The sequence below is a fragment of the Paenibacillus taichungensis genome, assembly GCF_013359905.1.
Classification (GTDB): domain Bacteria; phylum Bacillota; class Bacilli; order Paenibacillales; family Paenibacillaceae; genus Paenibacillus; species Paenibacillus taichungensis.
In genome coordinates, this window is record NZ_JABMCC010000078.1 from 1 (window position 1) to 25,002 (window position 25,002).

Annotated in this window: 21 protein-coding genes and 4 pseudogenes; 20 read left to right on the forward strand and 5 right to left on the reverse strand. The window is 39.1% G+C overall.

From position 1 onward, the window contains the following. A pseudogene (locus tag HP548_RS00950) lies at positions 1-551 on the forward strand (IMP dehydrogenase); the annotation flags it as partial. Between the two features lie 711 nt (positions 552-1,262). On the opposite strand, the gene HP548_RS00955 reads toward HP548_RS00950, so the two are convergent. Then, the gene (locus HP548_RS00955) at positions 1,263-3,164 is read right to left on the reverse strand and encodes a BglG family transcription antiterminator (RefSeq protein ID WP_175380630.1); all 1,902 of its coding nucleotides are present in this window, start codon (positions 3,162-3,164) and stop codon (positions 1,263-1,265) included. A 168-nt stretch (positions 3,165-3,332) separates the two neighbouring features. Here HP548_RS00955 and HP548_RS33205 point away from each other — a divergent pair, with 168 nt between their 5' ends. The 9 genes from HP548_RS33205 to HP548_RS01000 all read left to right on the forward strand — a co-directional run bounded on the left by HP548_RS33205 (position 3,333) and on the right by HP548_RS01000 (position 12,087). Beyond that, the gene (locus HP548_RS33205) at positions 3,333-3,569 is read left to right on the forward strand and encodes a helix-turn-helix domain-containing protein (protein WP_246317850.1); all 237 of its coding nucleotides are present in this window, start codon (positions 3,333-3,335) and stop codon (positions 3,567-3,569) included. A 1,655-nt stretch (positions 3,570-5,224) separates the two neighbouring features. Then, a complete protein-coding gene (locus HP548_RS00965; protein WP_175380631.1) occupies positions 5,225-5,491 on the forward strand; it encodes a phosphocarrier protein HPr in 267 nt (88 codons plus the stop codon). A 225-nt stretch (positions 5,492-5,716) separates the two neighbouring features. Next, positions 5,717-6,031, forward strand: coding sequence for a PTS sugar transporter subunit IIB (locus tag HP548_RS00970; protein WP_175380632.1), 315 nt, complete (start codon positions 5,717-5,719; stop codon positions 6,029-6,031). A 1-nt stretch (position 6,032) separates the two neighbouring features. Continuing rightward, positions 6,033-7,277, forward strand: a complete 1,245-nt coding sequence (locus HP548_RS00975; RefSeq protein WP_175380657.1) for a PTS sugar transporter subunit IIC — start codon at positions 6,033-6,035, stop codon at positions 7,275-7,277. 32 nt (positions 7,278-7,309) lie between these two features. Further along, positions 7,310-7,666: a PTS lactose/cellobiose transporter subunit IIA gene (locus tag HP548_RS00980; protein ID WP_175380633.1), complete on the forward strand. Its 357-nt coding sequence runs from the start codon at positions 7,310-7,312 to the stop codon at positions 7,664-7,666. A gap of 57 nt (positions 7,667-7,723) precedes the next feature. Further along, a complete protein-coding gene (locus HP548_RS00985; protein ID WP_175380634.1) occupies positions 7,724-9,172 on the forward strand; it encodes a glycoside hydrolase family 1 protein in 1,449 nt (482 codons plus the stop codon). A gap of 150 nt (positions 9,173-9,322) precedes the next feature. Continuing rightward, positions 9,323-10,528 carry an MFS transporter gene (locus tag HP548_RS00990; RefSeq protein ID WP_175380635.1) on the forward strand — a complete coding sequence of 402 codons (1,206 nt, stop codon included), beginning with the start codon at positions 9,323-9,325 and terminating at the stop codon, positions 10,526-10,528. Positions 10,529-10,717: 189 nt separating this feature from the next. Then, the gene (add, locus tag HP548_RS00995; protein WP_246317853.1) at positions 10,718-11,740 is read left to right on the forward strand and encodes an adenosine deaminase; all 1,023 of its coding nucleotides are present in this window, start codon (positions 10,718-10,720) and stop codon (positions 11,738-11,740) included. A gap of 71 nt (positions 11,741-11,811) precedes the next feature. Beyond that, positions 11,812-12,087, forward strand: coding sequence for an HPr family phosphocarrier protein (locus HP548_RS01000; RefSeq protein ID WP_175380637.1), 276 nt, complete (start codon positions 11,812-11,814; stop codon positions 12,085-12,087). Positions 12,088-12,570: 483 nt separating this feature from the next. Here HP548_RS01000 and HP548_RS34220 read toward each other — a convergent pair. After that, positions 12,571-12,831, reverse strand: a pseudogene (locus tag HP548_RS34220) (IS1182 family transposase); the annotation flags it as partial. A 522-nt stretch (positions 12,832-13,353) separates the two neighbouring features. Here HP548_RS34220 and HP548_RS01010 point away from each other — a divergent pair. Together HP548_RS01010 and HP548_RS01015 are read left to right on the forward strand one after the other, a co-directional pair. Further along, positions 13,354-14,901, forward strand: coding sequence for a spore germination protein (locus HP548_RS01010; protein WP_175380639.1), 1,548 nt, complete (start codon positions 13,354-13,356; stop codon positions 14,899-14,901). Positions 14,902-14,919: 18 nt separating this feature from the next. Beyond that, the gene (locus tag HP548_RS01015; protein ID WP_175380640.1) at positions 14,920-16,101 is read left to right on the forward strand and encodes a Ger(x)C family spore germination protein; all 1,182 of its coding nucleotides are present in this window, start codon (positions 14,920-14,922) and stop codon (positions 16,099-16,101) included. 8 nt (positions 16,102-16,109) lie between these two features. Here HP548_RS01015 and HP548_RS01020 read toward each other — a convergent pair whose 3' ends face one another. Beyond that, positions 16,110-17,201: a GerAB/ArcD/ProY family transporter gene (locus tag HP548_RS01020; protein ID WP_175380641.1), complete on the reverse strand. Its 1,092-nt coding sequence runs from the start codon at positions 17,199-17,201 to the stop codon at positions 16,110-16,112. A gap of 128 nt (positions 17,202-17,329) precedes the next feature. Between HP548_RS01020 and HP548_RS34225 the strand changes: the two are divergent. Beyond that, positions 17,330-17,563 (forward strand): annotated as a pseudogene (locus HP548_RS34225) (IS110 family transposase); the annotation flags it as partial. 355 nt (positions 17,564-17,918) lie between these two features. Continuing rightward, positions 17,919-18,335 carry a hypothetical protein gene (locus HP548_RS01025; protein ID WP_175380642.1) on the forward strand — a complete coding sequence of 139 codons (417 nt, stop codon included), beginning with the start codon at positions 17,919-17,921 and terminating at the stop codon, positions 18,333-18,335. A gap of 306 nt (positions 18,336-18,641) precedes the next feature. Here the strand turns inward: HP548_RS01025 and HP548_RS01030 are convergent, their stop codons facing one another. Then, on the reverse strand, positions 18,642-19,397 hold the full coding sequence (locus tag HP548_RS01030) for a methyltransferase domain-containing protein (protein ID WP_175380643.1): 756 nt from the start codon (positions 19,395-19,397) through the stop codon (positions 18,642-18,644). Positions 19,398-19,546: 149 nt separating this feature from the next. On the opposite strand from HP548_RS01030, the gene HP548_RS01035 reads away from it, so the two are divergent. From HP548_RS01035 to HP548_RS01060, 6 genes are read left to right on the forward strand one after another with little or no spacing between them, the layout of a single operon-like run. Then, positions 19,547-21,142 carry an ABC transporter substrate-binding protein gene (locus tag HP548_RS01035; protein ID WP_175380644.1) on the forward strand — a complete coding sequence of 532 codons (1,596 nt, stop codon included), beginning with the start codon at positions 19,547-19,549 and terminating at the stop codon, positions 21,140-21,142. Then, positions 21,112-22,089 (forward strand): ABC transporter permease subunit, encoded by a 978-nt coding sequence (locus HP548_RS01040; protein WP_175380645.1) that lies wholly within the window; start codon positions 21,112-21,114, stop codon positions 22,087-22,089. The genes HP548_RS01035 and HP548_RS01040 overlap by 31 nt, the downstream gene beginning before the upstream one ends. Then, positions 22,086-22,889, forward strand: a complete 804-nt coding sequence (locus tag HP548_RS01045) for an ABC transporter permease (RefSeq protein ID WP_175380646.1) — start codon at positions 22,086-22,088, stop codon at positions 22,887-22,889. Before HP548_RS01040 ends, HP548_RS01045 begins: the two co-directional genes overlap by 4 nt. Then, the gene (locus HP548_RS01050) at positions 22,890-23,693 is read left to right on the forward strand and encodes an ABC transporter ATP-binding protein (protein ID WP_175380647.1); all 804 of its coding nucleotides are present in this window, start codon (positions 22,890-22,892) and stop codon (positions 23,691-23,693) included. It abuts the gene before it with no gap. Further along, on the forward strand, positions 23,620-24,456 hold the full coding sequence (locus HP548_RS01055; protein ID WP_175380648.1) for an ABC transporter ATP-binding protein: 837 nt from the start codon (positions 23,620-23,622) through the stop codon (positions 24,454-24,456). Before HP548_RS01050 ends, HP548_RS01055 begins: the two co-directional genes overlap by 74 nt. Further along, a complete protein-coding gene (locus HP548_RS01060; protein WP_175380649.1) occupies positions 24,438-24,644 on the forward strand; it encodes a hypothetical protein in 207 nt (68 codons plus the stop codon). The genes HP548_RS01055 and HP548_RS01060 overlap by 19 nt, the downstream gene beginning before the upstream one ends. A gap of 1 nt (position 24,645) precedes the next feature. Here HP548_RS01060 and HP548_RS01065 read toward each other — a convergent pair. After that, positions 24,646-24,729 (reverse strand): annotated as a pseudogene (locus tag HP548_RS01065) (transposase); the annotation flags it as partial. Between the last annotated feature and the right edge of the window lie 273 nt (positions 24,730-25,002).

Sequence of the window (25,002 nt, forward strand, 5' to 3'; positions counted from 1 at the left end):
TTGTATTACACGAGAACAAAAAGGCATAGGGAGAGGTCAAGCTACCGCATTAATTGAGGTAGCGAAGGCTCGTGATGAATATTTTAATGAGACAGGAATCTATGTACCAATTTGTTCTGATGGAGGTACTGTACACGATTACCACATTGCATTGGCGCTAGCTGTGGAAGTAGATTTTCTAATTCTTGGAAGATGTTTTGCCCGATTTGATGAAAGCCCCACTAAAAAAGTGAACATAAACCGTAATTATATGAGAGAGTATTGGGGAGAGGGAAGTACAAGGGCAAAAAAATTGGCAAAGATATGACTTAGGCGGTGACGAAAAACTTTCTTTTGAAGAAGGAGTTGATTCGTTTGTACCTTATGCAGGAAGTTTAGAAGATAATGTTGGACTTTCTTTAAGCATAGTACGTTCAACAATGTGTAATTGTGGTTACCTGACGATTGCTGAATTACAAAAAAATGCTAAGATAACCTTAGTTTCTTCTACAAGTATTGTTGAGGGTAGTACACACGATGTTCTACTTAAAGAAAATCGACAGATATTGTAACAAATCATTGTTAGGTGAATCCTTCACTAAATATGTTAGATGAACGTAGCTTATATATGTTAAAGAACTGTGATTATAGTTCCTTAAGTGTCGAGGAAGTCTTAGGGACTACCGACACTTTATTTTTTAGGAGACTCTAGTGTAGGGGTACAAGAACATGTGTTATTTCAGATTAGATAGATATCTAGGTGGTTTTGGTCTGAAATTCTTAGAGCTTGATAAGAGTACATAAACATAAAATTTGTGCGATGGACAAAAACTATGGTGAAGGGCCTGGTGGGACTAACAATTTCTTCTTACTTTTTGGGAGGCCTGAACAATTGACTGGAAAATGAAAATAGAATTTGACATCTTAATAGTTTCAGACTGCAATTAGTAAATTTCTGGTCGCACAAAGTCTTTATATCAATATATTCAGTATCACATAACATGCTCAAGGCAATGTGTTTCTATTCTGCTAATAAGTAAATTATGAACTCAGCAATGTGCTCATTATTTGAATAGCGAACTTAAGTATAAAATTTTTGAAGATCTTTTATTGAAGGATATAAAAACCGTCAAAGAACAGTCCAATCATGCTTCAAAGCACAATAGGGACTGTTCTTTAGCCAATTCTTTTATAAATAGTTGCTTTGCATGTTGTGGTTAATTGTTAGTTCAGTAGTCTCAAACCAACAAAAGATAATAATCAAATCAAGAAATATCTCATGATTATATTTCATTTAATTGCATCGTCATTTTCTCCATGAACTCTTCGTAATCTCTTGCCCTGATTAGCTCACTAGCATTCTTCCACTCAGATAGTATGTTGATAACACCTTCGAAAAAGGCACTGAATAATTCGCGTTGTAGTTTGTTTATTGAAATCATCACAATGATTTGCACTTTCTCTTTACCCCAACTTACTGGGCGGTCCAGGATAATAATACATATTCCTGTCTTTATAGAATCCATATTCATGGAATGAGGAACAGCCACATTATTATTAAACGCAGTTGATGACATTCGCTCTCTTTCGAGCACTGAATCTCCATAATCTTCTGGAACATAACCTTTTTGATAAAGCAATTTTGACATGAATGAGATATAGTCCTCATCACTGTCGAGATAAACATTTTTCATGAAAAGATCTTTGTCAAAATATAGATCAAGATACTGTTTTACTTCGCGAATCCTTTTTTGTTTATTTAGTTGGTTTAATTGATTTTGAATATGTTCATAGTCTTCTTCTATCAAGTAAGGATGTACAAACACAGATGGAATTTGGTTATTTTGCAGAGGCAACGCACTAATAAGCAAGTCGATTTTTCCGATTGATGATAGCTCACTTGAATCAGATGAAACTTTAATAATTTCTAGAGAATCATGAAACCTTTTTTCGATTTTTTGGATAAGCTGTAGTTGCATATCATAATAATTTGGACAAACTACAGCACAAAGAATTTTGTTTTCAAGCTCGTTTTTTCTTTCGAAATAAGAACCGATATGAAAAGCAATATAAGAAATCTCATCTTCCTTTATATGAATGTGTTCTATTTGTTGAATTTGATTTGATATAAAGACAGCCAATTCATAAATGAGGGGATATTTATCCTTTAATTTATGAGTTAAGGGATTTTTCACCATCTGTGCATTCTTTGCTCGAAAAATTAAATTACGTATATGGAGGGTGAACTTTACAAAAAACATATCATCAGAAATTTCAATGAAGTAGCGCTCGTGAACTTTTGCGAGTAATTTCTTAGAAAGATTCACAAAATGCTCATCAACATATTGGTTTAAAGAGGTGGACGTTAATGATTGGTAATTAAGCATTGTCGTTTTGCTAGATAAAAGTAGAATTAAGTTATAGCGCTCTGATTCACTAAAATTAATTTTATGCATTCCTTCTAACATGTCTGCAATTTTATTGGCTGCGTTTGTTTCGAGATTGCTTTTAATTTTACTTAATTCTGTTGTTTGGATAACCGAATTATTATTTTTTATTCGATCAACTGTGATAATTAGGTGTAAGAGAATACTTGACATAATATAGTCGTTTACAAACAAATCAAATTCTTTAAGGATAGAAACGATTTCATCTTTTAGTAAATAAACATTATAGTCTGGAAAAGCATCCTGAATAGATTTTAAGCTTAAAAATCCATTCGAAGTTTCTTGGGAGATTATAAAGCTCATTAACTTGCGTTTTTCTTTTTCTCTGCCGACTAATGTAAGCATGTCTTTCTTACGACGAATAATTAAGTGGTAAGGTTTAATGATTTTATTTGCATGTACAATGTCGTTTTCAATTGAAGAAGCACTCAAAAAAAGTCTGTCGCAAAGATCAAATATATTAACTTCTTCCAAATGTAGTATTAATTCTTTTAAAATAATTTTAATTCGGTCCATAGGTGAGATTTGTTTGTTAACTGTTGTTGATTTTTCTCTAGTTACAAGTCGGTATCCGTGTGGAGAAGAAGCAATGACTAATTGATCTTGATTGATTTCATTAACGTATTTTCTGATCGTTCTTGAAGATACTTTAAACGTATTAGACAAGCTAGTCGCTGTACACCAACTGTTCTGTGATGCTAGATACTGAATAAATGCCTCTCTACGATCATTTTTCATATTTAATCCTCCTCTAATGTAAAATAGTATATTTTTCTTATTTTGTTCATTTATAAACGGATTGTACTATGAAGACCGACACCTATTGGAAATAAAAAAATGGCTCATAGCCTGATTCGAGTAGAATGAAAGTTACCACACCAGCATTCACACAAGGAGAATCAGTCCATGAGTTATTCACATCTTAGCATAATCCACCGTAGCAAGCTAGAAATCTTACATCCACAAGGAAAAAGTAAAAGAGCTATTGCCGAGGAAATTGGTCGGTATCAAACAACCATTTGTCAGGGTATAGGTTTAAGTTTAACTACAATCTTATCTGGCAGAAAGCTCACAACAAGATTATGTGCAGGCGGCAAAGTTTCCGTATTTAAGGGAGAAAAAGGACGAAAGAACATACTGTAGAGCTTGGAAGAGTAGTTGCACACCAAATGGTCATCTGAGCAGATTGTGTAGCGCTTTAGAACTGAAAATCGATCCACTGTATGTTTTTAAACTATCTACCGATGGTCTATATAAATCGTCTAACGAAAGGTACTTTGCAGTTAACTTCGGCACAAAGGTTAAACGTCAGAAGCCTGCGGAAAGATGCGGTAACTTTGCTGTCGTCTGACGCATCATCTCCCAGCGTCCGGAAGTCGATCTCTCTTGAGAAATATTTGGACATTGGGAACTTTGGGGATGTGGAAAGTGCAAGGGGTATGAGTTGCCTTCATTGATCAAAAAACACGTCTGTACATTGCGATTTAAATGCTAAATCGGGTGGCTTTTTCGATGGATAACGCTTTTAGCGTAGTCGCGTGCTCAGTACCTACTGAGGCTTATCCAACCTCTAAGGCAGACAGTGGAAGGAGTTCGTCTTTTACTCTTCCTAAGAACTCGGTTCGAATGAGAATGCGAACGGTTTACTTCGAGACGTATTTCCCAAGAGCACGGACTTTACGCAAATCTCAGCCGCAATATTAAAGTGTTCGCTTCAATTAGTCAATCATCGCCTCCAAAAATGTTTGGGCTGAAAAACCGCCATGTAGTATCTTTTTTAATCACATCCCGGTCCAACTAATCTAGCTATTTAAAACACTATATTCCCCCATTTCCCACCTCGCCAACAATAAATGTTCCTACAGATAGGAACATTTATTGTTGGTTTTGAGTTTTTCCAAATGTAATTATAGGGGTTGTCTTCAAACTAATTAAATGGTAATAAAAGGGTTTAATTCATACAAATGGACGCATGGTACGAAATTCAAGATTTGTTTCTAGCTGAAGAAAAACAACAATGAGGATATCCCGCATTGGATAATCGAATCATATTAAACGCGATGCTATAGGGAGCTCGTTCAGGCGCTCCTTGGCGTGAGTTGCTAGGCTACTTCTCTAATTGGGAAATGCCACTCCCGCTTTCGACGCTGGCAGAAAGCGGGCATTTGGGATCCAGTATTAGAGTATATTCCCTAAGATTCAGACAAGGAAAGCATCGTGCTTGTCGCCAGGATTGTGCGAATTCACGAGCATGAATCAGGCGCAAAAGGGAGCAAAGTAAGCGGACGTTCCCAAGGTGGAATAAGAACGAAAAATCCATGCAATGGTTGACCAGTTAGGGAATACACTTCGCTTCGAATTGACTGGAGGAGAAGCGCATGACTCCGTCCAAGATTTTCTTTAAAATATGAAACTGATGCGGAAGCAAGTTTTAGCCGACCGCGCGTATGATAAGAATGCCAGTCGAATCTTTTTGAACGAACAACAAGCCGTAACGATGTTTCCCGGAAAGTAAATCGCCGAGGTGATCCCAACAGATGATCGGGATGTCTACGAAGAACATCATTTGGCGACTCGTTTTGATAAATTTCGTGTACGCTCAAGACTTTTTTGGACTTGGCGTCCATTATGGTGTGACTTGTTTGAGTTTGAAGACACGCCCTAATGTAATTAAACAATTTGATTACCAAGCAGCTCTTTTTCTAATTAGTAAACTGTTGGCATGGAATGTGTGTATTGGCAAAAGGAATAACTTAGCTAAAGGCTCTAAAAACTAAATAGGGTTAGGTGATTCAGGTATGTTAGAAAGCGCATTTGTAGTTACATCCAAGAATGGTGTACATGCACGCCCAGCTACCGCATTAGTTTTATCGGCCAAAGAATATAATGCAGAAATAAGATTGGAGTATAATGGGGAAAAGGTTAACTTAAAATCAATAATGTCTGTTATGTCTTTAGATATTCCTCACGGCGCTCAAATAAAAATTGTTGCTTCAGGCACAGATGAAGATGAGGCAATCAAAAACGTTGAAGAAACATTGAAAACGAAAGGAATAGCAGAATAATTTGTAATAACTTTTGATGATGTTAACAAAAATAGATCCAGATATGGACCTATTTTTCATGTAGATTGATTATCTATTTTGATACTTTTATTAAATTGAATCAATGATATTAACTGCAATGTTAGTTCCTATCTCTAGGAACTTTTATTGTTGGTCTTAATTGAATGTGAATGCCATACTAGGTTTGTAACGAAAACAGATTTTACTTCAGGGAGGAAATATCAAATGACAAGAGTATTATTAATCTGTGGTGCAGGTGCTTCTAGTGGATTTATGGCTAACGCCATTCGTAAGGCAGGCAAAAAAAGAGGGATTGAAATGTCTGTGCAGGCTCGAAGTGAGTCACAACTATCCGAATATGTTAATGAAATTGATGTATTGTTAGTCGGACCTCATTTGAAATATATGGAAGATGAAATTAAAGAAAAGTTGAATGGACTGCCTGTAAAAGTAGCCGTTATTCCACAAGATATTTATGGCACTTTGGATGGAAATAAAGCTTGTGATCTGCTTTTAAACATGCTTGAAGCAGGTGAGTAATATGATGACTAAGTTCATGGATTTCATGTCCAATTCATTTACACCTGTTGTAAATAAAATTACAAAAAATCCTTGGATTTCATCAATTCAGGACGCGGTAATGACTCTATTACCACTTATATTAGTTGGATCTTTGATTACAATAGTATCTCTGCTTAACAGTATTTTTCCGAATATTCCAGATTTCTCTTTAATCAATAGTTTTACATTCGGTTTGCAAGGATTATTAGTAGCATTTCTGATTCCGTATTATGTAATGGAGAAGAAGGGGCATCACAACAAAAAAATTCTAGCAGGGGTAACAAGCCTTGCTGCCTATCTTTTGCTTTTATCTCCAGTAATCTCGGATGATGGTCAAATCACTTTTATATTTAGCAGATTTGGTGCTACCGGCATGTTTTTATCTTTGGTAATCGGTCTTGTAGTTGCAGCCGTTATGAATTTATTTGCAAAGAAATCCTTATTTTCCAAAGATAGCATGATTCCGGAATTTGTTATCGTCTGGTTTGATTCATTGATTCCTATTACCTTAGTAATGGTTGTTTCTTGGATCATAGCTGTGCCGCTAAATTTAGATTTCTTTGACGTAATTCTAAAAATCTTTGACCCTTTATCCACTATTGTTCAGAGTTACCCTGGTTTTGTACTATCACTGTTTATTCCGGCATTACTTTATACATTTGGGATCAGTGGCTGGGTAATGATGCCAGTAATATATCCAGTTTATTTAGCCGGACTGGCGGAAAATGCTGAACGTGTTGCTCAAGGTCTCGAACCTACAAATATCGCTCTTCAAGAAACGGCGTATGGCTTTATAAACATGGGAGGGATTGGGGCAACACTTGCACTTGCGGTAATGATGGTGATTTTTAGTAAATCCTACAGATTAAAGGCCATCGGTCGTGCAACCATTGTTCCTTCTATGTTTAATATCAATGAGCCCCTTATGTTTGGTGGTCCTATTGTTTTTAATCCATTTTTGATGATTCCTATGTGGATCTCATCCATAGTTATCCCATCCATCGTATATTTTGTCATGAAGTTAGGGTTAGTATCTATTCCATCAAAAACATTTTTGTTGTGGTATATTCCTACTCCAATTGCATCTTATCTGACCACCCAGGACTGGCGGGCCATCATCCTCGGAGTTGGACTTTTTGTAGTAGCCTTTATCATTTATTTCCCATTTTTCAAAGCTTACGATATTCAGGAGAAGAAGAAAGAATTAGCTTTAGCTGAGGACTAAACTTAAATTCAAAATAAAGGAGATCACATTCAATGATTGACAGAGAAGAAAAATTAGAGGCACTTAGTTTGATATCGATGCAAATGATTATGCACGCTGGAGATGCTCGAAAAGGTATCATGGAAGCACTCATTTCATGTGAAGAAAGCAATTATGATCGTGCAAATGAATTATTAGAAGAAGCGAAGAAAAGCATGACTAAGTCTCATCGGATGCAAACAGAAACAGTTCAAAAAGAAGCATCCGGAGAGGAACCTTTGTTTTCCCTACTGTTTGCCCATGCTCAAGATACCCTGATGACAGTTAAAAGCGAGTATGAATTGACTAAACGATTAATTCGTGTATTTAAAAGATTTGACGACACGATTAGTAGTAAAGTTCTTAAGTAAAAAATATCACTCAAAAATTATATCATTTCTATACGTTCGTAAGAGGAGGAAATAATGATGAAACAAGTACCTAAGGGATTCCCATCAAACTTTTTATGGGGGGGAGCAGTTGCAGCATGCCAGATCGAGGGAGCATATGATGTTGATGGAAGAGGGTTATCGACATCTGATATTCATGTCTATGACAAAAACTTAGATCGGGCCCATATAGAAAAAGAAGGAGGAGGAACCCTACAAGGAATAAAAAGAGCTGCTATTGATACAGAAGGGTACTACCCAAAGCGTTATGGAATTGACTTTTATCATACCTACAAGGAGGATCTAGCTCTTCATAAGGAAATGGGATTTAAAAACTTTAGAACAAGTATTTCTTGGTCCAGAATTTTCCCTAATGGAGATGAATTGATACCCAATGAAAAAGGATTAGAATTTTATGATAAGCTAATTGATGAGATCATTAAAAATGGTATGGAACCTATTATGACAATGTCTCACTACGATATCCCTCTACACTTAGTAACTGAATATGGGGGATTCGCAAATCGTAAGGTGGGGGATTTCTTTGTTAAATATGCGAAGGTCATCCTTGAAAGATATAAAGGGAAAGTGAAATACTGGATTGTTTGCAACCAGATTAATTTAATCCCTGGTATTCAGTTCGGAAGTCTTGGTATTTACGACGATCAGGCAGAGAATATGGAAGAACTTATGTACCAGGCAGTTCATAATCAATTTGTAGCTAGTGCAAAAGTGGTTGAAGCTGCAAAGATCATTGATCCAGATGCATTTTTGGGTACAATGTTAGCGGACGCTACATCTTACCCAGCAACATGTAAACCTGAAGATGTTGTCTTGACATTGAAAAAGAATCGGATGCAGTATTACTTTTCTGATGTGCAACTACGCGGAGAATATCCTGGATATGCACTTCGCTATTTCGAGGAAAATAAAATCAATCTGGATATTAAGGAAGGAGAGGAAGCGCTGCTAAGAGATAACACTATGCAATTCCTTGCGATTTCTTATTATTCCTCCAAAATTGTCGACTCTACTATAAATACCATCAAGCCATTTGATGTGTCTCAGAACCCTTATTTGGAACCAACTCCATGGGATTGGAGGATGGACCCATTAGGTCTATACAACTGTATGTCCCAGTATTGGGATCGTTACCAAGTGCCTTTAATGATAGCAGAAAATGGCTTTGGGGCGTTGGATAAGTTAGAAGAAGACGGAAGTATTCATGACCCATATCGTATTGATTACTACCGAAAGCACATTGAGCAGTTAAAAGAATTAATCAAGGATGGTGTAGATATTTTTGCTTACTGTGCATGGGGACCAATCGATATTGTTTCCTCATCTACTGCTGAAATGAGCAAGCGTTATGGTTTTATCTATGTTGACAAAGATGATTTTGGTAATGGAACCGGCAAGAGACTTAAAAAGGACTCTTTCTATTGGTATAAAAAAGTCATTGAAACAAATGGTGAAGATCTTGTTTGAATAAATAATAAACCCTGTTATAGGGAGTGGATTTTTTTAGATATGCTCTATTTTCGCCACACACTTGCCGAAAGGCAACTGTGTGGTTTTCTGTGTATTCACAGAATTAGCAAATTAAATAACTATAATTTAAATTTGGGGGAAACTTGTGTGAATCCGAAAAAACATAATTATTCATTAATGACATTAGTTTTATTTTGGTGTGGCTTAGTTATACTAATGAGCATGTATATCACAATTCCTTTAACTTCTGTGTTTGTCCAGAGTTTTCATATAAGCTCAACAAAAGCAGCTTGGATTGGTAGCTCATTTTCTTTAAGTTACGCTCTGGGATGTTTACTATACGGTCCATTCTCGGATAGATATGGGCGTAAAATTTTTTTAGTAGCAAGTATGTTTATGTTAGCAATTGTTACGATCGTCATAACATTAGTAGATGGTTTTTATGGGCTTATAGCTCTAAGAGGTCTTCAAGGGTTAGTTGCTGCTGCTTTTGTTCCTGTCTCACTCGTGTATTCAGGAGAAATGTTTCCATCTCACAAAAAGCTAACAGCTATTGGATTTATCAGTTCAGGGCTTTTAATGGCAGGTATTGCTGGTCAAGTGTTTAGTGGGTTTATAAATGAGTACTTAGGATGGCATGCTATTTTCTGGATTTTAGGAATAGTTTATGTTTTAACTACCATACTTGTAATAAGATATCTTCCAAAGGATGAAATTCTAAGACCTAAAGAAAGTATATTTCTCAAATATAAACAAATGACAAAGCTCTTAACAAATTTCCGCTTACTTCTGGTGTTTTCAATTACTTTTATGCTGTTGTTAACTTTAGTGGGCATGTATACCATACTTGGTGATTATTTAAGTTCTGATAGTTTCGGTCTAACGAATCAGGAAATACAGTATGTTCGGATAGTTGGAATTGTCGGAATGTTGTTTTCCCCGTTTGTTGGAAAGATTTCGAAAAAAGTAGGGGCGGCTATTGTCTTACGTTTTGGTTTATTAATAGCTACAGCAAGTTTGTTTGCTTTAAGTGTAATCCATTCTTTGCCGTTAATTGTATTCTTGAGCGTAGTTATTGTAGCGGGCATCTCGCTTGCATCACCTGTACTCATCAGCTTTATAAGTCAGCAAGCAGGGAATTCAGGAGGGAGCGCAATTTCATTTAATGCGTTTATTCTTTTCCTTGGCGCTAGCACAGGACCAATATTAGCTAGTAACTTGTTAAAAACAGAACAATATTTTTTCTCTTTTAGAGTTCTAGGGTTTATTTTTCTTATTGGTTTAGTATCGTCGTGTTTTCTCAGGTCTAAAGTAACCTCTACAAATGAATTTGCTGAACGTGGAAAGTACTAAGTGCTTTTGGATTTAACAAATTGAGCAATTAATTAATCAGAGAGTATTAGAGGGATACAACGTATGTTTCCTATGGTTAGGAACTATTTTTGTTGGTTTTGAAAAACAAAGAATGCAATACTATTAACGTAGAAGTTATAAGTTTCGGTATGTATAAGTACAGAAAGAAGAGCGAAAGGGTTGAGAAAAATGGATGCTAACCTAAGAAAGCTTATAGTAGAATGTCCAAAGGCTGAGTTGCATTATCATATTGATTGCATATCTCCAGAACTTTTTTGGAGATTTTCACAGCGGAATGGTATTGACGTTCCTATCAATTCGTTACAGGAGGCTAGAGAATTCTACAATTTTCAGACTCTAGATGAGTTTCTTACAGTGATGTTGACTGCCATCTCGTCTATTCAAACAGAGAACGATTTTGCTGAAATGGTAATTGAGTGTGCCTTAGATATGGTAAAACAAAATATAGTTTATCGTGAAGTGATGTTCGATTATACGGCTTGCTATGGCTCCCGGGGAATTCCTGTAGAAACCGTTGTAAATGGTTTTGCTAAGGGGTTAACTTTAGCAAAACAACAGATTAAGAATCTTGATATTCGTTTTATTGCAAACTTGGATAGAACAGCTCCAGTAGACCAAAACTGTCAGTATCTTAATGAACTAGTAAAGTACCGTGAATTGTTACCATTAATAGCAGTGGGTATGGATATGCAAGAAATCGGATATCCCCCGCATAAACAAGCTGATGCCTTTGCTATCGCCAAAGGATATGGATTTAAATTGACAGGGCATGTTGGTGAAGTTGTCGGTCCAGAAGGGATTTGGGACGCATTACAATCCATTCCATTAGATAGAATAGATCATGGTATTCGGGCTGTAGAAGACGAGGAGTTAATAAAAATTTTGGCGGAGAAACAAATTTTACTAACTTTATGTCCCGCTTCTAACATCAGTTTAGGAGTTTACTCGTCGTGGTCGGAATTCCCCATTAAGAAATTAATGAATAGTAACGTGAGAGTCTGCATTAATTCGGATGATCCACCCTGTTTTCATTATGATCTAACAGGAAACTTGATCAAAATTGCAGAGACATTTGATCTTTCAACAACGGAAGTTATTGAATTAATACGCAACTCGTTCATTTTTAATTTTGCAGGTAATGAGCATCTGAGTAATGTAGATGCATGGCTGGATAAAAACTTATCCACTTAAGCAGAGACAGACGAAATATAGAAGCAAATAGGTTACAACTAAAACATTTATCATTAAAGGAGATTATAAATATGATTAGAAAAACGTTTATTGTTACAGATGAAACTGGTATTCACGCTCGTCCTTCAACCATTCTAGTCAATAGCGTCAGCAAGTTGGATAGTGAGGTGAAAATAATACATGATGGAAAGGAAGTGAATTTAAAGTCCATTTTAGGTATTCTTTCATTGGGTATGGAATACGGTTATGAGTTTGATATTGTAGTAAATGGCTCTGACGAAGTAAACGTTCTTGAAACGCTTGAAGAAACATTATTGAGAGAGGGTATCGCAGAAATAAAGAACTAGGACTAATTATCGTGAATAGCTCTATAGAAATTCTAGTTACCTTAGATCAGTGTTTAAACTGACTAAGGTTGTTTTTTTATATCCCAGCAAGTTGTATAATTCTTTTAAAAAAGATTTCTTTTACCATTGGAGATAGAACCTGCTGACGACGCAATCTCTTCCATGGATCCAACCGTTCTGCTGCTGCAGATTCGTGTGTACCCTTCTGAAGCATCTGCTTGTTCGAGGGCATTGAAATAGACTGAATCATTGCACGCCTGTAATGCTGTGAAGAAAGCAACCAGTTTACAGAGTTGATCCTTGTTTTTAATTGCTACCGCGGCACAAAAATATGAACATCGGATCCAAACCGCCGGTGAGCGTAACAGCTTTCCATACAAACAGATGATTTGAAGTTAATCGGCAAAAAAAGTAATTAACAGACCACACAGATTCTCTACCTATATTGGTATCTTGACCATGTGCTGTTTCCCATGTGTACAATAATAATACGATATTTTCACGTACAGCCTTGGGATTTGCCGGGGAGGAATAGATGCGCTGGTTGTTAGCGTAGATGATGATTTTGGTGAGTATTTTGGGATGATAGCTGTGGTGCCCGCCGCCAGGGTATGCGGTGTTGAAAATGAAGTCGCTCAGGCGGTTAACCGCGTCATTTACGACACGCACGAAGTGATTTTAGGGATATCTTTCTCCAAATCCATTGTTAAGAAAAGTTGTTCCATGGGTATATTGAATGTACAAAAGAAGCCCTCCTCAAATGGTTGCTCGACACTTCCCATATTACCAAGGAGAGGCTTTTTTTGTTTTACATTTTGGAGAACGGAGCTGTCGGAGCCATCCTATGGCTTTTGGGAGGGCCTCTTCTTTTTGTCGCCATAATTTCAATTTTCTATTTATCACAACAAGCCCCAGTAAGAAACTCCTGCATAAAATTGCTCTGGACTAGAAGGGCTGCTCTAAAAAGTGGAACATTTTCGCGCTCGAGAAGAACTTGGATACTTATCAATTCAATTTCACAAGATGTCGCATAAACTGAAACGTATGGTTGAGAGGAAACAGCAGGAAAAAATTAAGAAAATAAAGGTCGAGACGTGTGCTCCATTACCATCTCACACCTAAAGTTTTTTCTGATCCTTTGCTTTGCGTATAGAGAATAATGGTTTCGGGGAGAATTTTCTTACGGAGAAAACAATCAATCAGAAGAGTAATCTCATAAATCAGCTAGGACATTAGGATTCAACCTAATAGTGAAAGGTGACTACAATGAGTTCATACGATAACTACTCGTACAAAAAGTCTCGTCAGGAACTGAAATCGACCCTACCCCAAATTCCGAACACCCCTTTATCCGAACGTTTGCATGAGAACGAACAATTGCTGCGAAGCAGATTTTCCTATTGCTCAGATGTTATTTATCGGTCCGTTACGCTTCAAGAAGGCCAGGATGTTTTACTGATTTTCATTGATGGACTGGTGGACAAGCAAATTATCGATGAGGCGATTCTAAAACCATTACTGGAGCTAGAGCATCGGAATAATAAAAGTGCTGGGCAAAAGATTAGGGAAGAACGTTTCGCCTTAGCCCAAACTAAACTTGTGTATACCCTTCGTGAAGCTATTCAAGCCATATTAAGCTCGAGTGTAATTATTTTGACAGACGGAGATAAAGCTGCCATGGCGGCTGCCATTGACGGTGCCAAAACCCGTAGCATTTCCGAACCAGAATCAGAAGTTGTCATACGCGGTCCAAGAGAAGGTTTCACCGAATCTTTACGTGTTAATACAAGTATGACGCGAAGAAAAATCAAATCGGATGGCTTGAAAATGGAGTCTTACATCTTAGGCGAAATGACGCTTACAGAGGTTGCTGTATCTTATATTTCAGGTATAGCACAAGAGTCTGTTATTAACGAAGTGCGGTGTCGTCTCAAACAAATTTGCACGGACAGTATTCTGGAGTCGGGTTACATCGAGGAATTCATACAAGAGGACAAGTTTTCCCCTTTTCCAACGGTTCAAAATACAGAGCGCCCGGATATCGTGGCGGCAAGCTTGCTTGAAGGGAAGGTAGCCATTTTCACTGATGGTACGCCATTTGTTTTAATTGTACCTTTTACGTTCTGGACGGGTTTACAATCAGCCGAAGATTATTACAATCCCAGTTTATACTCCTCTGTCGTCAGGTTTATACGGATCGTATTTATTTTTATATCTCTATTCCTGCCATCCATATTTGTAGCCATAGTCAATTTCCATTCACAAATGATCCCAACCAGCCTTGCGTTGAATTTTTCCGTTTCCAGAGAAAACTCGCCGTTCCCTACTGTCATTGAAACGATTATAATGGAAATCTTGTTCGAAGGTTTGAGAGAAGCAGAGATCAGGCTGCCGAAACAAATTGGGTCTGCTATGAGCATTGTAGGTGCTCTAGTCATTGGTCAATCAGCCGTGCAAGCGGGAATCGTATCGGCTCCTATAGTGATCGTTGTTGCAGGAACAGGGATTGCTTCGTTTACGATCGCCCGCCTGAATCTGAGCCACCCTCTAAGGATGCTACGTTTCGTTCTTCTTATTTTTGCAGGAACACTGGGTTTATACGGCGTAGCTTTAGTAACATTGGTAATACTCCTGCATATCACTTCGCTTCAATCCTTTGGGGTACCTTATTTCAGCCCAATTGCACCGCTTTCTATTTTGGAGCTAAAAGATGCACTTTGGCGAGCTCCACGCTGGGACCTGAGCTTTCGACCGAAAAGTTACGTCAAACAAAATAAATTGCGCACCCCGAAGGGGCAAAAGAAGGGTTCTTAGAAGAAAGGAAAGATTAAAGTGAAAATCACGAAACAACGGATTCCATTGTTACTGGTTTTCCTTCTACTTACCTTAACAGGATGTTGGGACAATCAAGAACTGAATGACCAGGCATTATTGTTGTCCATCGGATTGGACAAGGTAGACGACAAGTATGTATTGAGTAATCAGTTTGCCCGAAATCCTAAGGAAAGCCAAGGTGAAAAGAGTCCACAAACTGGTTTTTATACGGAAATTGCGGAAGGGAAAAATCTAATGGAATCCAGCAACATTATGCAATCCAAGGTTACAAGACTGATCAATAGAGGACAGCGCCGTAGCATGGTCATAGGAGAAAACCTCGCACGACAAGGATTTCGCGAAAGCCTGGATTTTGTGATACGAAATCCAGAATCACCATTGCGTTTGAATCTTTTCATTGTCAAGAACGGAATGGCTTCTGATATGCTGAAAAGCTCAACACCCTTTGGCGCGCAATCAATGAGGGAGTATTTTAAGCTACTACAAACTAATTTTGGAGCAGTCGATGTCGGATTCATGTTTCTGGTTCGAACAATGAACGAAGGAATGGATTTTGGAGATTTCGTACCTGTCCTGGAAAAAGTAAAATCGATCAATGACCAAGATCAAGATTTCTATCGTTTTAATGGGGCTGCCGTGTTAAATAATCAGACCAAATTGGTGGGTTATCTTGACCTTAATGAAACGGACGATGCATCATGGATCGTAAATTGGCCACATCATCATTTGAATACCATTCCTTCTCCAAATGATAAAGGCACCATAACAATGGATTTTCAGCGCATGAAAAGAAAATGGTCTTTTCATTTCGGTCAGGAACTGGGCGTGAAATTGAATCTACAAGCAGATGCCATTCTTGTGGAAAACACATCAAATATGGACCTGCTAAATGAGAGCACTATAGCAGTGTTTAAACACGAGATGGAAAAGAAGCTTGAACAACAAATTTTATCTCTTATTCGTAAGTTCCAAAAGGAATTCAAAACAGATGCTATCGGTGTGGGAGAAAGCATTTACCGAAATCATCCAAACCAATGGAAGCTTCTCAAGAAAGAATGGGATCGCACATTTTCCGAAGTAGATATGGATGTAAAAGTTAGTTTAAAATTCATTCGTTTCGGATTGACAGGAGCATCCGGCTCTCTTAATAAAGAAGAAATCGAAAGAGGCCAACGTTAAAGCAAGTTTCATTGTCTAAGTCGCTGACGCACATGAGAAACAATGAATAATATTAAAGGAAAAATCACGAAAAGAGGGAGCCAAAAATAGGGAGTAACCCACTGAACAGCAAGGACATAAATGTGCTCGGTTACGTTGTCTGATACGACAAAACCAAGCAGCAAAACGCATAATGCGCTTGGCCATATTAGCTTGCGCATGCCGATCCAAGGGAAAAGGATCTGGATCGCCGCTAATCCAGTGTACATTTTGAGAAACAACTTGAAAAAAGCAGTAACAATAAAATAAATGACTGCAAATGGATTTAAATTTGTAATAAAGTCCTCAATGTTCACCATTCCGCTCAAAGAATAGAATGGATAAATGCTTCGTTCAAACATCAAACCGCCAAATATCATAATGGAGAGCAGATCGAATGTCAGGAAGCTCAGGGAGGAAATAACTGTGGCCAATAATGTATTCTTCCATATATTCTCTGGTCTTTCGACCCTAATCCAGATAACTGCTAAAGCGATCGTTTCCCCGAAAGTTTGCAGAGTGCCTTCAGGAAATACCGCTCTGAGTACCGGTGACCAACCATCCCACAAAATAGGCTTAATAAATTCAAAGTCGACAATATGCGAAAACAAAAGGAACAAAACCTCAACGACAAACAGGAAAAGTATGAATGGAACGAGAATTTCACCAACTCTTGCCACGCTCTGAAGCCCTAAATACATGCCATAGACAATGACAAGGATGAACAAAAATGTGATGAGGAGAGGGGGCGTAGTAGGCAAAATTGTAGTTGGAATTAAGTCCCTCAGATCGCCAATGATGCGTCCGGCGTCGAAAAGAAACATCAGAGGATATAGCCACGCGATTGGCACCCCAATCCACTTTCCAAATTGCCTTGGATACCATTCGACTAGTGAAAGGCCAGGATTTAAGTTCATGATGGATATGTACATGCGAATCAGCATTATACCGATTATTGCCGATAGGATCGTGACAATCCAGCCATCGCGACCAGTACTGGATCCAGACCCGAATATGACAGTAGTTCCGAGCTGGAATAAAAGCGTGATGCAAAACAACTGGTAACCGGATAATCTACTCAATTAGACATTCTCCCTATTATTCGATGTCTTAAACAATTCTTTGAGAACAGTATGGACTTGATAGTAAAAGATTAAACTCAGTTTTGATATTAAGTTACCCACCAGACTTAAAACTGAAAAAAAGTACCTTGCTATTCAGAGTAATGATGCCGTTGGTGGCTGAGAATGCAGCTTTCCAGGCAAAGCATGAGTATTACACCAAGCGGCCGGTAAATCCAATGAAAAAGATGCAATCACTAATTGGGTTATGTAACAAACTCATAAGAGTCCTGTTCGGAATATTAAAGAAGGGACATGAGTTTAGTGAAAGCAAGATGATCCAGGATATCTCCCGTTTCACGGACTTACCATTAGCAACTTAAGTAAACGTAGTTAAGAGCTGGCCTAGAAGCAAAGTAAGATAACAAGAAGCACGGATGAGTCGGAAAGGCACTATCCTTACGGACAAAGATCCTGTCGGGCAGCATATCTGACCTCCACCTCATGGAAAAGTTGAATGAAGGAACGTGGGAGCGTAGACTCTAAAAGTTATCTTTATAAAGAACGTTTGGTCAAAAGCTAAGAAAACGGGAGTATTTAAGAGAACAGTGATTCTCCATAAAGGGAGGTTAATTTAATATCATAATGGTCCTTTATGGTAAGATAATATAACAAGATAACTTAAAGTCGTCGTTTATAAAATGAACAGGTATGAAACTATTATAGGAGAGTCCTAAAATGAAAAAGAAAATGAGCTATTTAGTCTTACTGTTAATGATCATTTTAATGGTTGGTTGTACCAATGCAGAAAATTTGACTATTACAAATACAGAAGATGCTCAACAAGAAGTAACCACAGTTGATAAAGAACCTGAAGAGACTATTACTGAGGTCATTAATGAGACAGAAGGAGAAGAAACTACCCAGACGATTGTTGACGAACCGGTAGCCGAGGAAACACTAGCCCAATCAAATAACGAACTATTCTCAGGATCAAAGGTGTGCTGCAGCAGCAATGACATAAATGTCGAGGGACAAGAACATATTCCCATTGAAGTAGCTATTTTAGCGGATTTATTATTTTATCGGTACAAGTTCTTGTCCCGAGCCAAGGACAAGAACTTGTACCGGTTGCCGGAATGGACAAGAACATAGTCCGATCATCGATTAGATGTATATCTAAATAATAAAGATGTTATTTAAATCTTAACATAGGTGGAGAGCATTCAGATCTACAGCCTTCTGGACTAATATTTAGTGATCAATGTTGGTAAGCCATTCATACGATTCACCTTTAATACCTGCCTGGGAGAGGGGCAGGTATTTTCTCGTGTATAGACTCGCACATGTTTTTAACATTTTATAATACGTAGCTGAGCAGGGTCGAAAGAAGAACCGAGTGCGTAAAGCTGATACCCGCATAAACGGAGTGATAAAGTGTTCGAGGCTGCGAATGTTGAGTTATTTATTGGCAACGATCGCAAACATCGGTCTGTGTCGATTCAGAATTTGTTCACCTCTATGATACAGTTTACCATCGAATCCTTGATGAATTTGGATTTGGGCAAAGCCAATTGAACGAAGCATTTCGCTGTCCCATTCAGGTCTCCTTACATAGCTCAATGGCAAAGTAAGTGCCAGTTGGTCTCCTTCTTCGACATCCTTCTCTGGGCGGTACGGCACGTACCCTTTCGCGGCAGCCTCCTCCTTGTCTTTTTGAAAAAGCTCTGCCTCCTTCGGATCAGATAAAAATAAATTCCAATTCGCATCAAAAATAATAACCTGGCCTCCGTCATTAAGCATTCCATGCCAATTTTGATATGCAGCTACAGGATTGTACAGGAACCAGGTTACATTTCGTGAAATGATGATATCATATTTTTCTTCTGTCTTATATTCTATAATATCTGTCTCAATAACCTGGATACTGCAATTATATTTATGGGCGTTTTGATTAGCCCTAGCCACCATCTCCGGAGAAGAATCAATAGCAGTAACCTGATGCCCCAGCTGGCTGAGCAGAACCGCGAAGAAACCAGGCCCGGTACCTACATCGAGCACTTTTAAATTACTTTTCCCGGACAAAAAATGACTCAGAATTCCCTTCCATTTATCATATCGGTTGGACGCAAATTCGGCATCCACAATTTCATCATAGACAGCTGCTCCTTTGTCCCAATAATCCCGATATTGTTGTACAAGTTTATGCTTACTCACTAACATCGACTCCTTGTTATATAAAAAAATCCTTGCTAAACGTAATGATTACGATTAATAATATACAAAGATTGTTCATCTAGCAAGTATTCATGAGAATAATAGCTATGCAATCATAAACAGCTTAAAGATGAATAGGAGGAGTAGGGATGTTTGGAAGATCAGGATTTGGAGTAATTGCTGTTGTCTTATTGTTGTTCATTATGGGGTGTTCACAACATGTGAGTTCACCCTCTGCAGCAGAGGAGGACAAGAACATTGTGGTCGCAGTCACGCAGGATACTGAAGCAGACAAGCTTGACGCCTCGACTTACAATGGTTCCAGACATACGCATGCGGCTATATATGATGCCCTTGTGGACTATAAAGGAAAAGGTGAATTTGCGCCCAGCTTGGCGGAGTCATGGGAGATATCCGATGATGGCAGGACTTACATTTTACATCTGCAAAATCAGGTCATGTTCTCGGATGGCAGTCCACTGAATTCAGCAGCCGTGAAGTTTTCTTTGGAAAGAGCGGTAAGCAGGGAAGAGAATGCTTCGCTTGAAATATCCCGTTTATTGCAAAAAGTTGAAGCACCTGATGATCAAACAGTCGTACTTTCCTTTAAGGATACAGCAACGCAAGTGTTGTACGAGCTTAGTCAGGCAAGACCATATCGAATTATGAGTCCGAACTCGGTAACCCCTAGGGGAGATGTGAATGGTACTTTTCAAAAAGCGATCGGAACGGGTGCCTGGAAAATAGGAGAGTATCAACCAGGGATTCAGACTGTTCTCATCCCGAATGAACATTATTGGTTAGAACAACCATCCGACTATTCACTTGTTTTCAAAGTCATTACAGATCCTCAGGCGAGGGTAATGGCATTGCAATCTGGAGAAGTGGATCTTGCGGGCGGGGAACTTGGGAATATTCCCATGGAAAGTCTCCCTGTATTTCAGAACAACGAGAACTACGTAATCGAAACCGGAAACAGTACAATGTCCTACTTTATGGTTATCAACCAACACAATACTTTTCTAGCTGATAAGAATATCCGCCAAGCTATCAATTATGGCAATGATACGAGCAAGTATGCAGGAGGTAGCGGGGACCCTGTTAGAGGATTGTTCCAAGAGAAGGTTGCATTTATATCCGACAGTAATCAGCCTTCCTATCCGTATAATCCCGAAAAAGCCAAACAGCTTATTGAAGCGTCAGGCTACCAATGGAACAAGAACAAGCACCTCTATGAAAAAGATGGACAAGTACTGCAACTTCGTCTGGTGATTCAATCAGAGGAATATCCGGAATGGAAAGAGATGGCTGAAATTTTTCAAGACAACATGAAACAGATCGGCATTCAAATCCATATTGTGAATCAGGAACGGGCTGCTTACTACGATACCCTGTGGAGCACGAAGGAATATGATCTGCTTATGTATCGGACATACACTGATGCTCAATTACCTTATCGATTCCTGTCCTCCTTATTCTATGATTCGTCATCCTCACCGGGAGTTGCGTATCAGGACAAACCTTTATCCGATTTGCTGGATCAAATCGCGGCTACGGTTTCCACTCAGCAGCAGCAAAAGCTGTTCAATCAGGTGTTCCTCCGCATGCATGAGGAAGCCATGTCTGTTCCGATATACTACGCCAAGCAAACCTTTGTTCATTCAAGCCAAGTGGTTGATTTCAGGTTCAATGCTATTGAGGACGACCCGTTGAAGTGGCATTACCTGAAGAAAGAAGCGAAGTAATGCTCCGCTCTATGATTCATCGTCTGATCATGTTGGTAGTCACGTTTGTTTTATTTTCCTTGTTTGTTTTTACATTAATGCGTTTGGCGCCGGGTGATCCGGCGTCGATGCTGCTGCTGGAAATCGGAGCCGTACCGGAGCAATCCATCGTAGCTGATTTACAGAAACAATGGGGACTGGATCAATCGTTCATTCAGCAATATTTAGCATGGGCACATCACGTATTTCAAGGAGAGTTAGGGCATTCCTTTTCTTCCGGAGAACCCGTATTAAGTGAAATGATTGAACGTTTAGGCTCAACGTCGAAACTCATTGCAAGCTCTTTTGTATTAACCCTCTTCATATCCATACCGATTGGAATCTGGATGGGATTGAATGAAGGCTCAATGCCAGATCGAGTGGTTTATTCAATGACCATATTGGGGTTGTCGATCCCTTTATATTGGCTTGCTATTCTTCTTATGTATGCCTTAGGCGTGATATGGCCCGTCCTGCCTGTTGTAGGCAGTTCGACCACACGGCATTATATTTTGCCGGTAACTGCCATGACGCTGGTGCAAAGTGTTTACTTTATTCGGATGGTTCGATCCTATACGATCCAGTACAGCAAGTTCTCGTACATTGAGGCTGCAAAAGCTAGGGGATTGCGGCCGAGCATCTTTTATCCGTCTTATTTACTGCGCTCCATGTTCATCCCAATTCTGACATTAATCACGACGAGTCTACCCAGCTTTTTTGGGGCTTCGATTATCATCGAGACGATTTTCAGTTTTCCGGGATTCAGTAAATACATGCTTGAAGCTATTTTTCGCCGTGATTTTCCAGTCATTCAAGGGAGCGCACTCTTCGTGGCAGCATTTATTTTTGTTTTTAATTTTATGACCGACCTGTTGTACTTCCTTGCGGACCCGCGTGTTCATCTTGACAAACAGAGGTGGGAAGTTTGATCAGTATCATCCGAGCGAATAAACTGCCAACGGCTGCGTTGTTATATATCATCCTACTTATTATTACAGGACTTGCGGCCCCGTGGATTTCACCTTATGATCCGTTCCATACGAATCATCAACAGAAGCTTCTTCCTCCCAGCGTTGCTCATCCATTTGGAACGGATTATTTGGGAAGAGACCTGTTAAGCCGGGTCATACACGGGATTAGTGAATCGGTATTCCCTGTTTTTATTGTACTTAGTGTTGTGATGTTGATTGGTCTTCTGGTGGGGACATGGAGTGCTTTTTTGGGGAACAAGCTGGACATGCTTATGATGAGCCTAACCGACATTTTCACAGCATTACCGAGTATGTTACTTACCATTGTGGTCGTTGGTTTCCTTGGCTTTGGCATGGAAAATGTATATTTTGCGGTGATCCTCTCCTGGTGGGCCAAGTACGTACGAATCATAAGAGGGCTAATTCATGATGTGAAAAAGGAACCTTATATTACCGCCAGCAGGGTTAGCGGGGCATTTGGACTTAGAATAATAACCAGACATATGATTCCGAATATCACGCCTCAGATTGGAACGATGCTCATTCTGGATGTGAGTAAGGTGATCCTGACTTTATCCGGTTTATCCTTTTTGGGTATTGGTGCACAGCCTCCTTCTCCAGAATGGGGTGTCATGCTATTGGACGGAAAAAATTATTTGCAGGTCGCCCCATGGATGGGCTTCTTTCCAGGCTTTATGATATTTCTGACTGCTGCTTCGTTCCAAATTATAGGCGAGCGACTGAGGAGGGAACGCTAAATGAAGACCTTGCTCGAAGTCAAAAATCTAAATATCAGAAATAAGGAAGGTCAATCGCTTGTGCATGATAGCAGCTTTTCTCTGGAGACTGGGAAAACATATGCATTGATTGGAGAAAGCGGCAGCGGTAAAACGCTGACAAGTAAGGCTATCTTGGATATGCTGCCTGCTCATCTGCAGATGTCAGGTGACATCGTGTTACAGGGTGAACATCTGAAGCAATTATCAAGGAAGCGCTGGCGCAGCATCAGAGGGGGCCAGATTGGTGCCATCTTCCAGCATCCGGAGCAGGCCTTGCATCCGTCGATTCCGATTGGTAGGCAATTCGTTGATCTGATGCGCAGTCACTTGCCTGTTTCAAGATATGAGGCTGAGAAGCAAGCAAAAAAAATGTTGTCCCAAGTTCTCTTAAAGGACACGTCCCATGTGATGAGCAGTTATGCTCATGAGTTAAGCGGTGGAATGAATCAACGTGTCATGATTGCGATGGCGCTTCTGTTAAAGCCGAAAATCCTGATAGCCGACGAGCCAACGAGTGCACTTGATGTCAAAACACAGGCTGAGATCATATTCCTTCTGAAAGAGCTCATTCTGGACACGGATATGAGCATGTTGTTTATTACCCACGACTTACTTATATCCGGCTATCTTGCGGACACGATTGGTGTTATGCGGGAAGGGAAAATAATAGAGCAGGGCAGTAAGGAGAACATTTTAAGCGCACCTGAACATGAATACACCCAAGAGTTATGCAGGCATTGCTCTCAAAGATTTCTTGGAAAAGGAGAGATACCTTATGCTTGAAATCCGGCGACTGTATAAGGAAATTCACGGAAGCCCCATTCTGGAAGATATTCATTTTAGAATAGAAGATGGAGAATCTCTGGCCATTGTGGGGGAGAGTGGTAGTGGTAAATCCACGCTTGCCCAGCTTATCATGGCATTAAAACAACCAACCTCTGGCCATATTTTCTTTGACGGGCGGCCCTTGCCCAACAAAGGAATATTATCGTATAGGGAATGGTATCGCGATATACAGATTGTTTTTCAAAATACTGGCTCCACATTAAATCCATCACTGAGCTTGTTTCAGTGTCTGGAAGAACCTTTAATTAATTTTACCCGTTATAATAGAGCCGAGCGCAAGCATAAAGTCCTTGAATATTGGGGAAAAGTAGGCCTGAATGAGAACCTTCTTCGAAATCGCCCCGGAAAACTGAGTGGTGGGCAGTATCAAAGAGCTTGTCTCGCCAAAGCTTTGTTAACTCGTCCCAAACTGTTAATCTGTGACGAAATGGTCTCCAACCTCGACGTCTTATTACAACAGCAGATGATTGAGCTGCTCATATCCATTCAGAAGGAACAAGGCTTAACTCTTCTGTTCATTACTCATGACCTCACGCTGTTACCAGGACTATGTTCGAATATTATGGTTTTGAAAGAGGGAAAACAGGTTGAACTTTTCAGTACTTCTGCGCTCTATGACGAAGCAGAGAGGGATCCATATACCGTCACGTTATTAAACTCAAGTAAGATGTTTGAAACAGCATGGAACCAATTGACATAAAATTCAGCGGGAATAAATTAAGCAAATTACCAATTTTGGGAATTGTTTTTTTATCTGCAAAAAGGGGTTGGGAATCAAACGGTACCTTTTTGAAAATGAATTTTTCTCAAAGAAAAATGATTTCTCAGTTTCGAGGCACAGTTATTCATCCAGCAGCATGGAGTATTATCCTTTTAGCAAAAAAGTAAGACTAAACCGATGGATTTCCCCGATCTCAGACAAAATCGTTGTAGCGATTTTGCTACCAATTCCGGGAATCGATTGGATAATCTGATCGACTAGGGCAGAGGCAGGTAATTGTGTGTGTTACGGTTGATACGCCAGCTGCTCGAAATGCCCCAGGAGTCACGAACTGTTTTAAAAGCAGCAACGAAATTTTTGAATAAAGGTCACCGAGTTGATTATTTTTTACAGGCAGCATAAATGTTGCTAATTTTTTTATTAGAGATGTATCCATCTAAAAGTACGTTAATCGTAGTTGTCGAGGGACATGAACATATACTCATTTAAGTCGCTAATTTAGCTGCTTTTTTATTTTATCGGTAC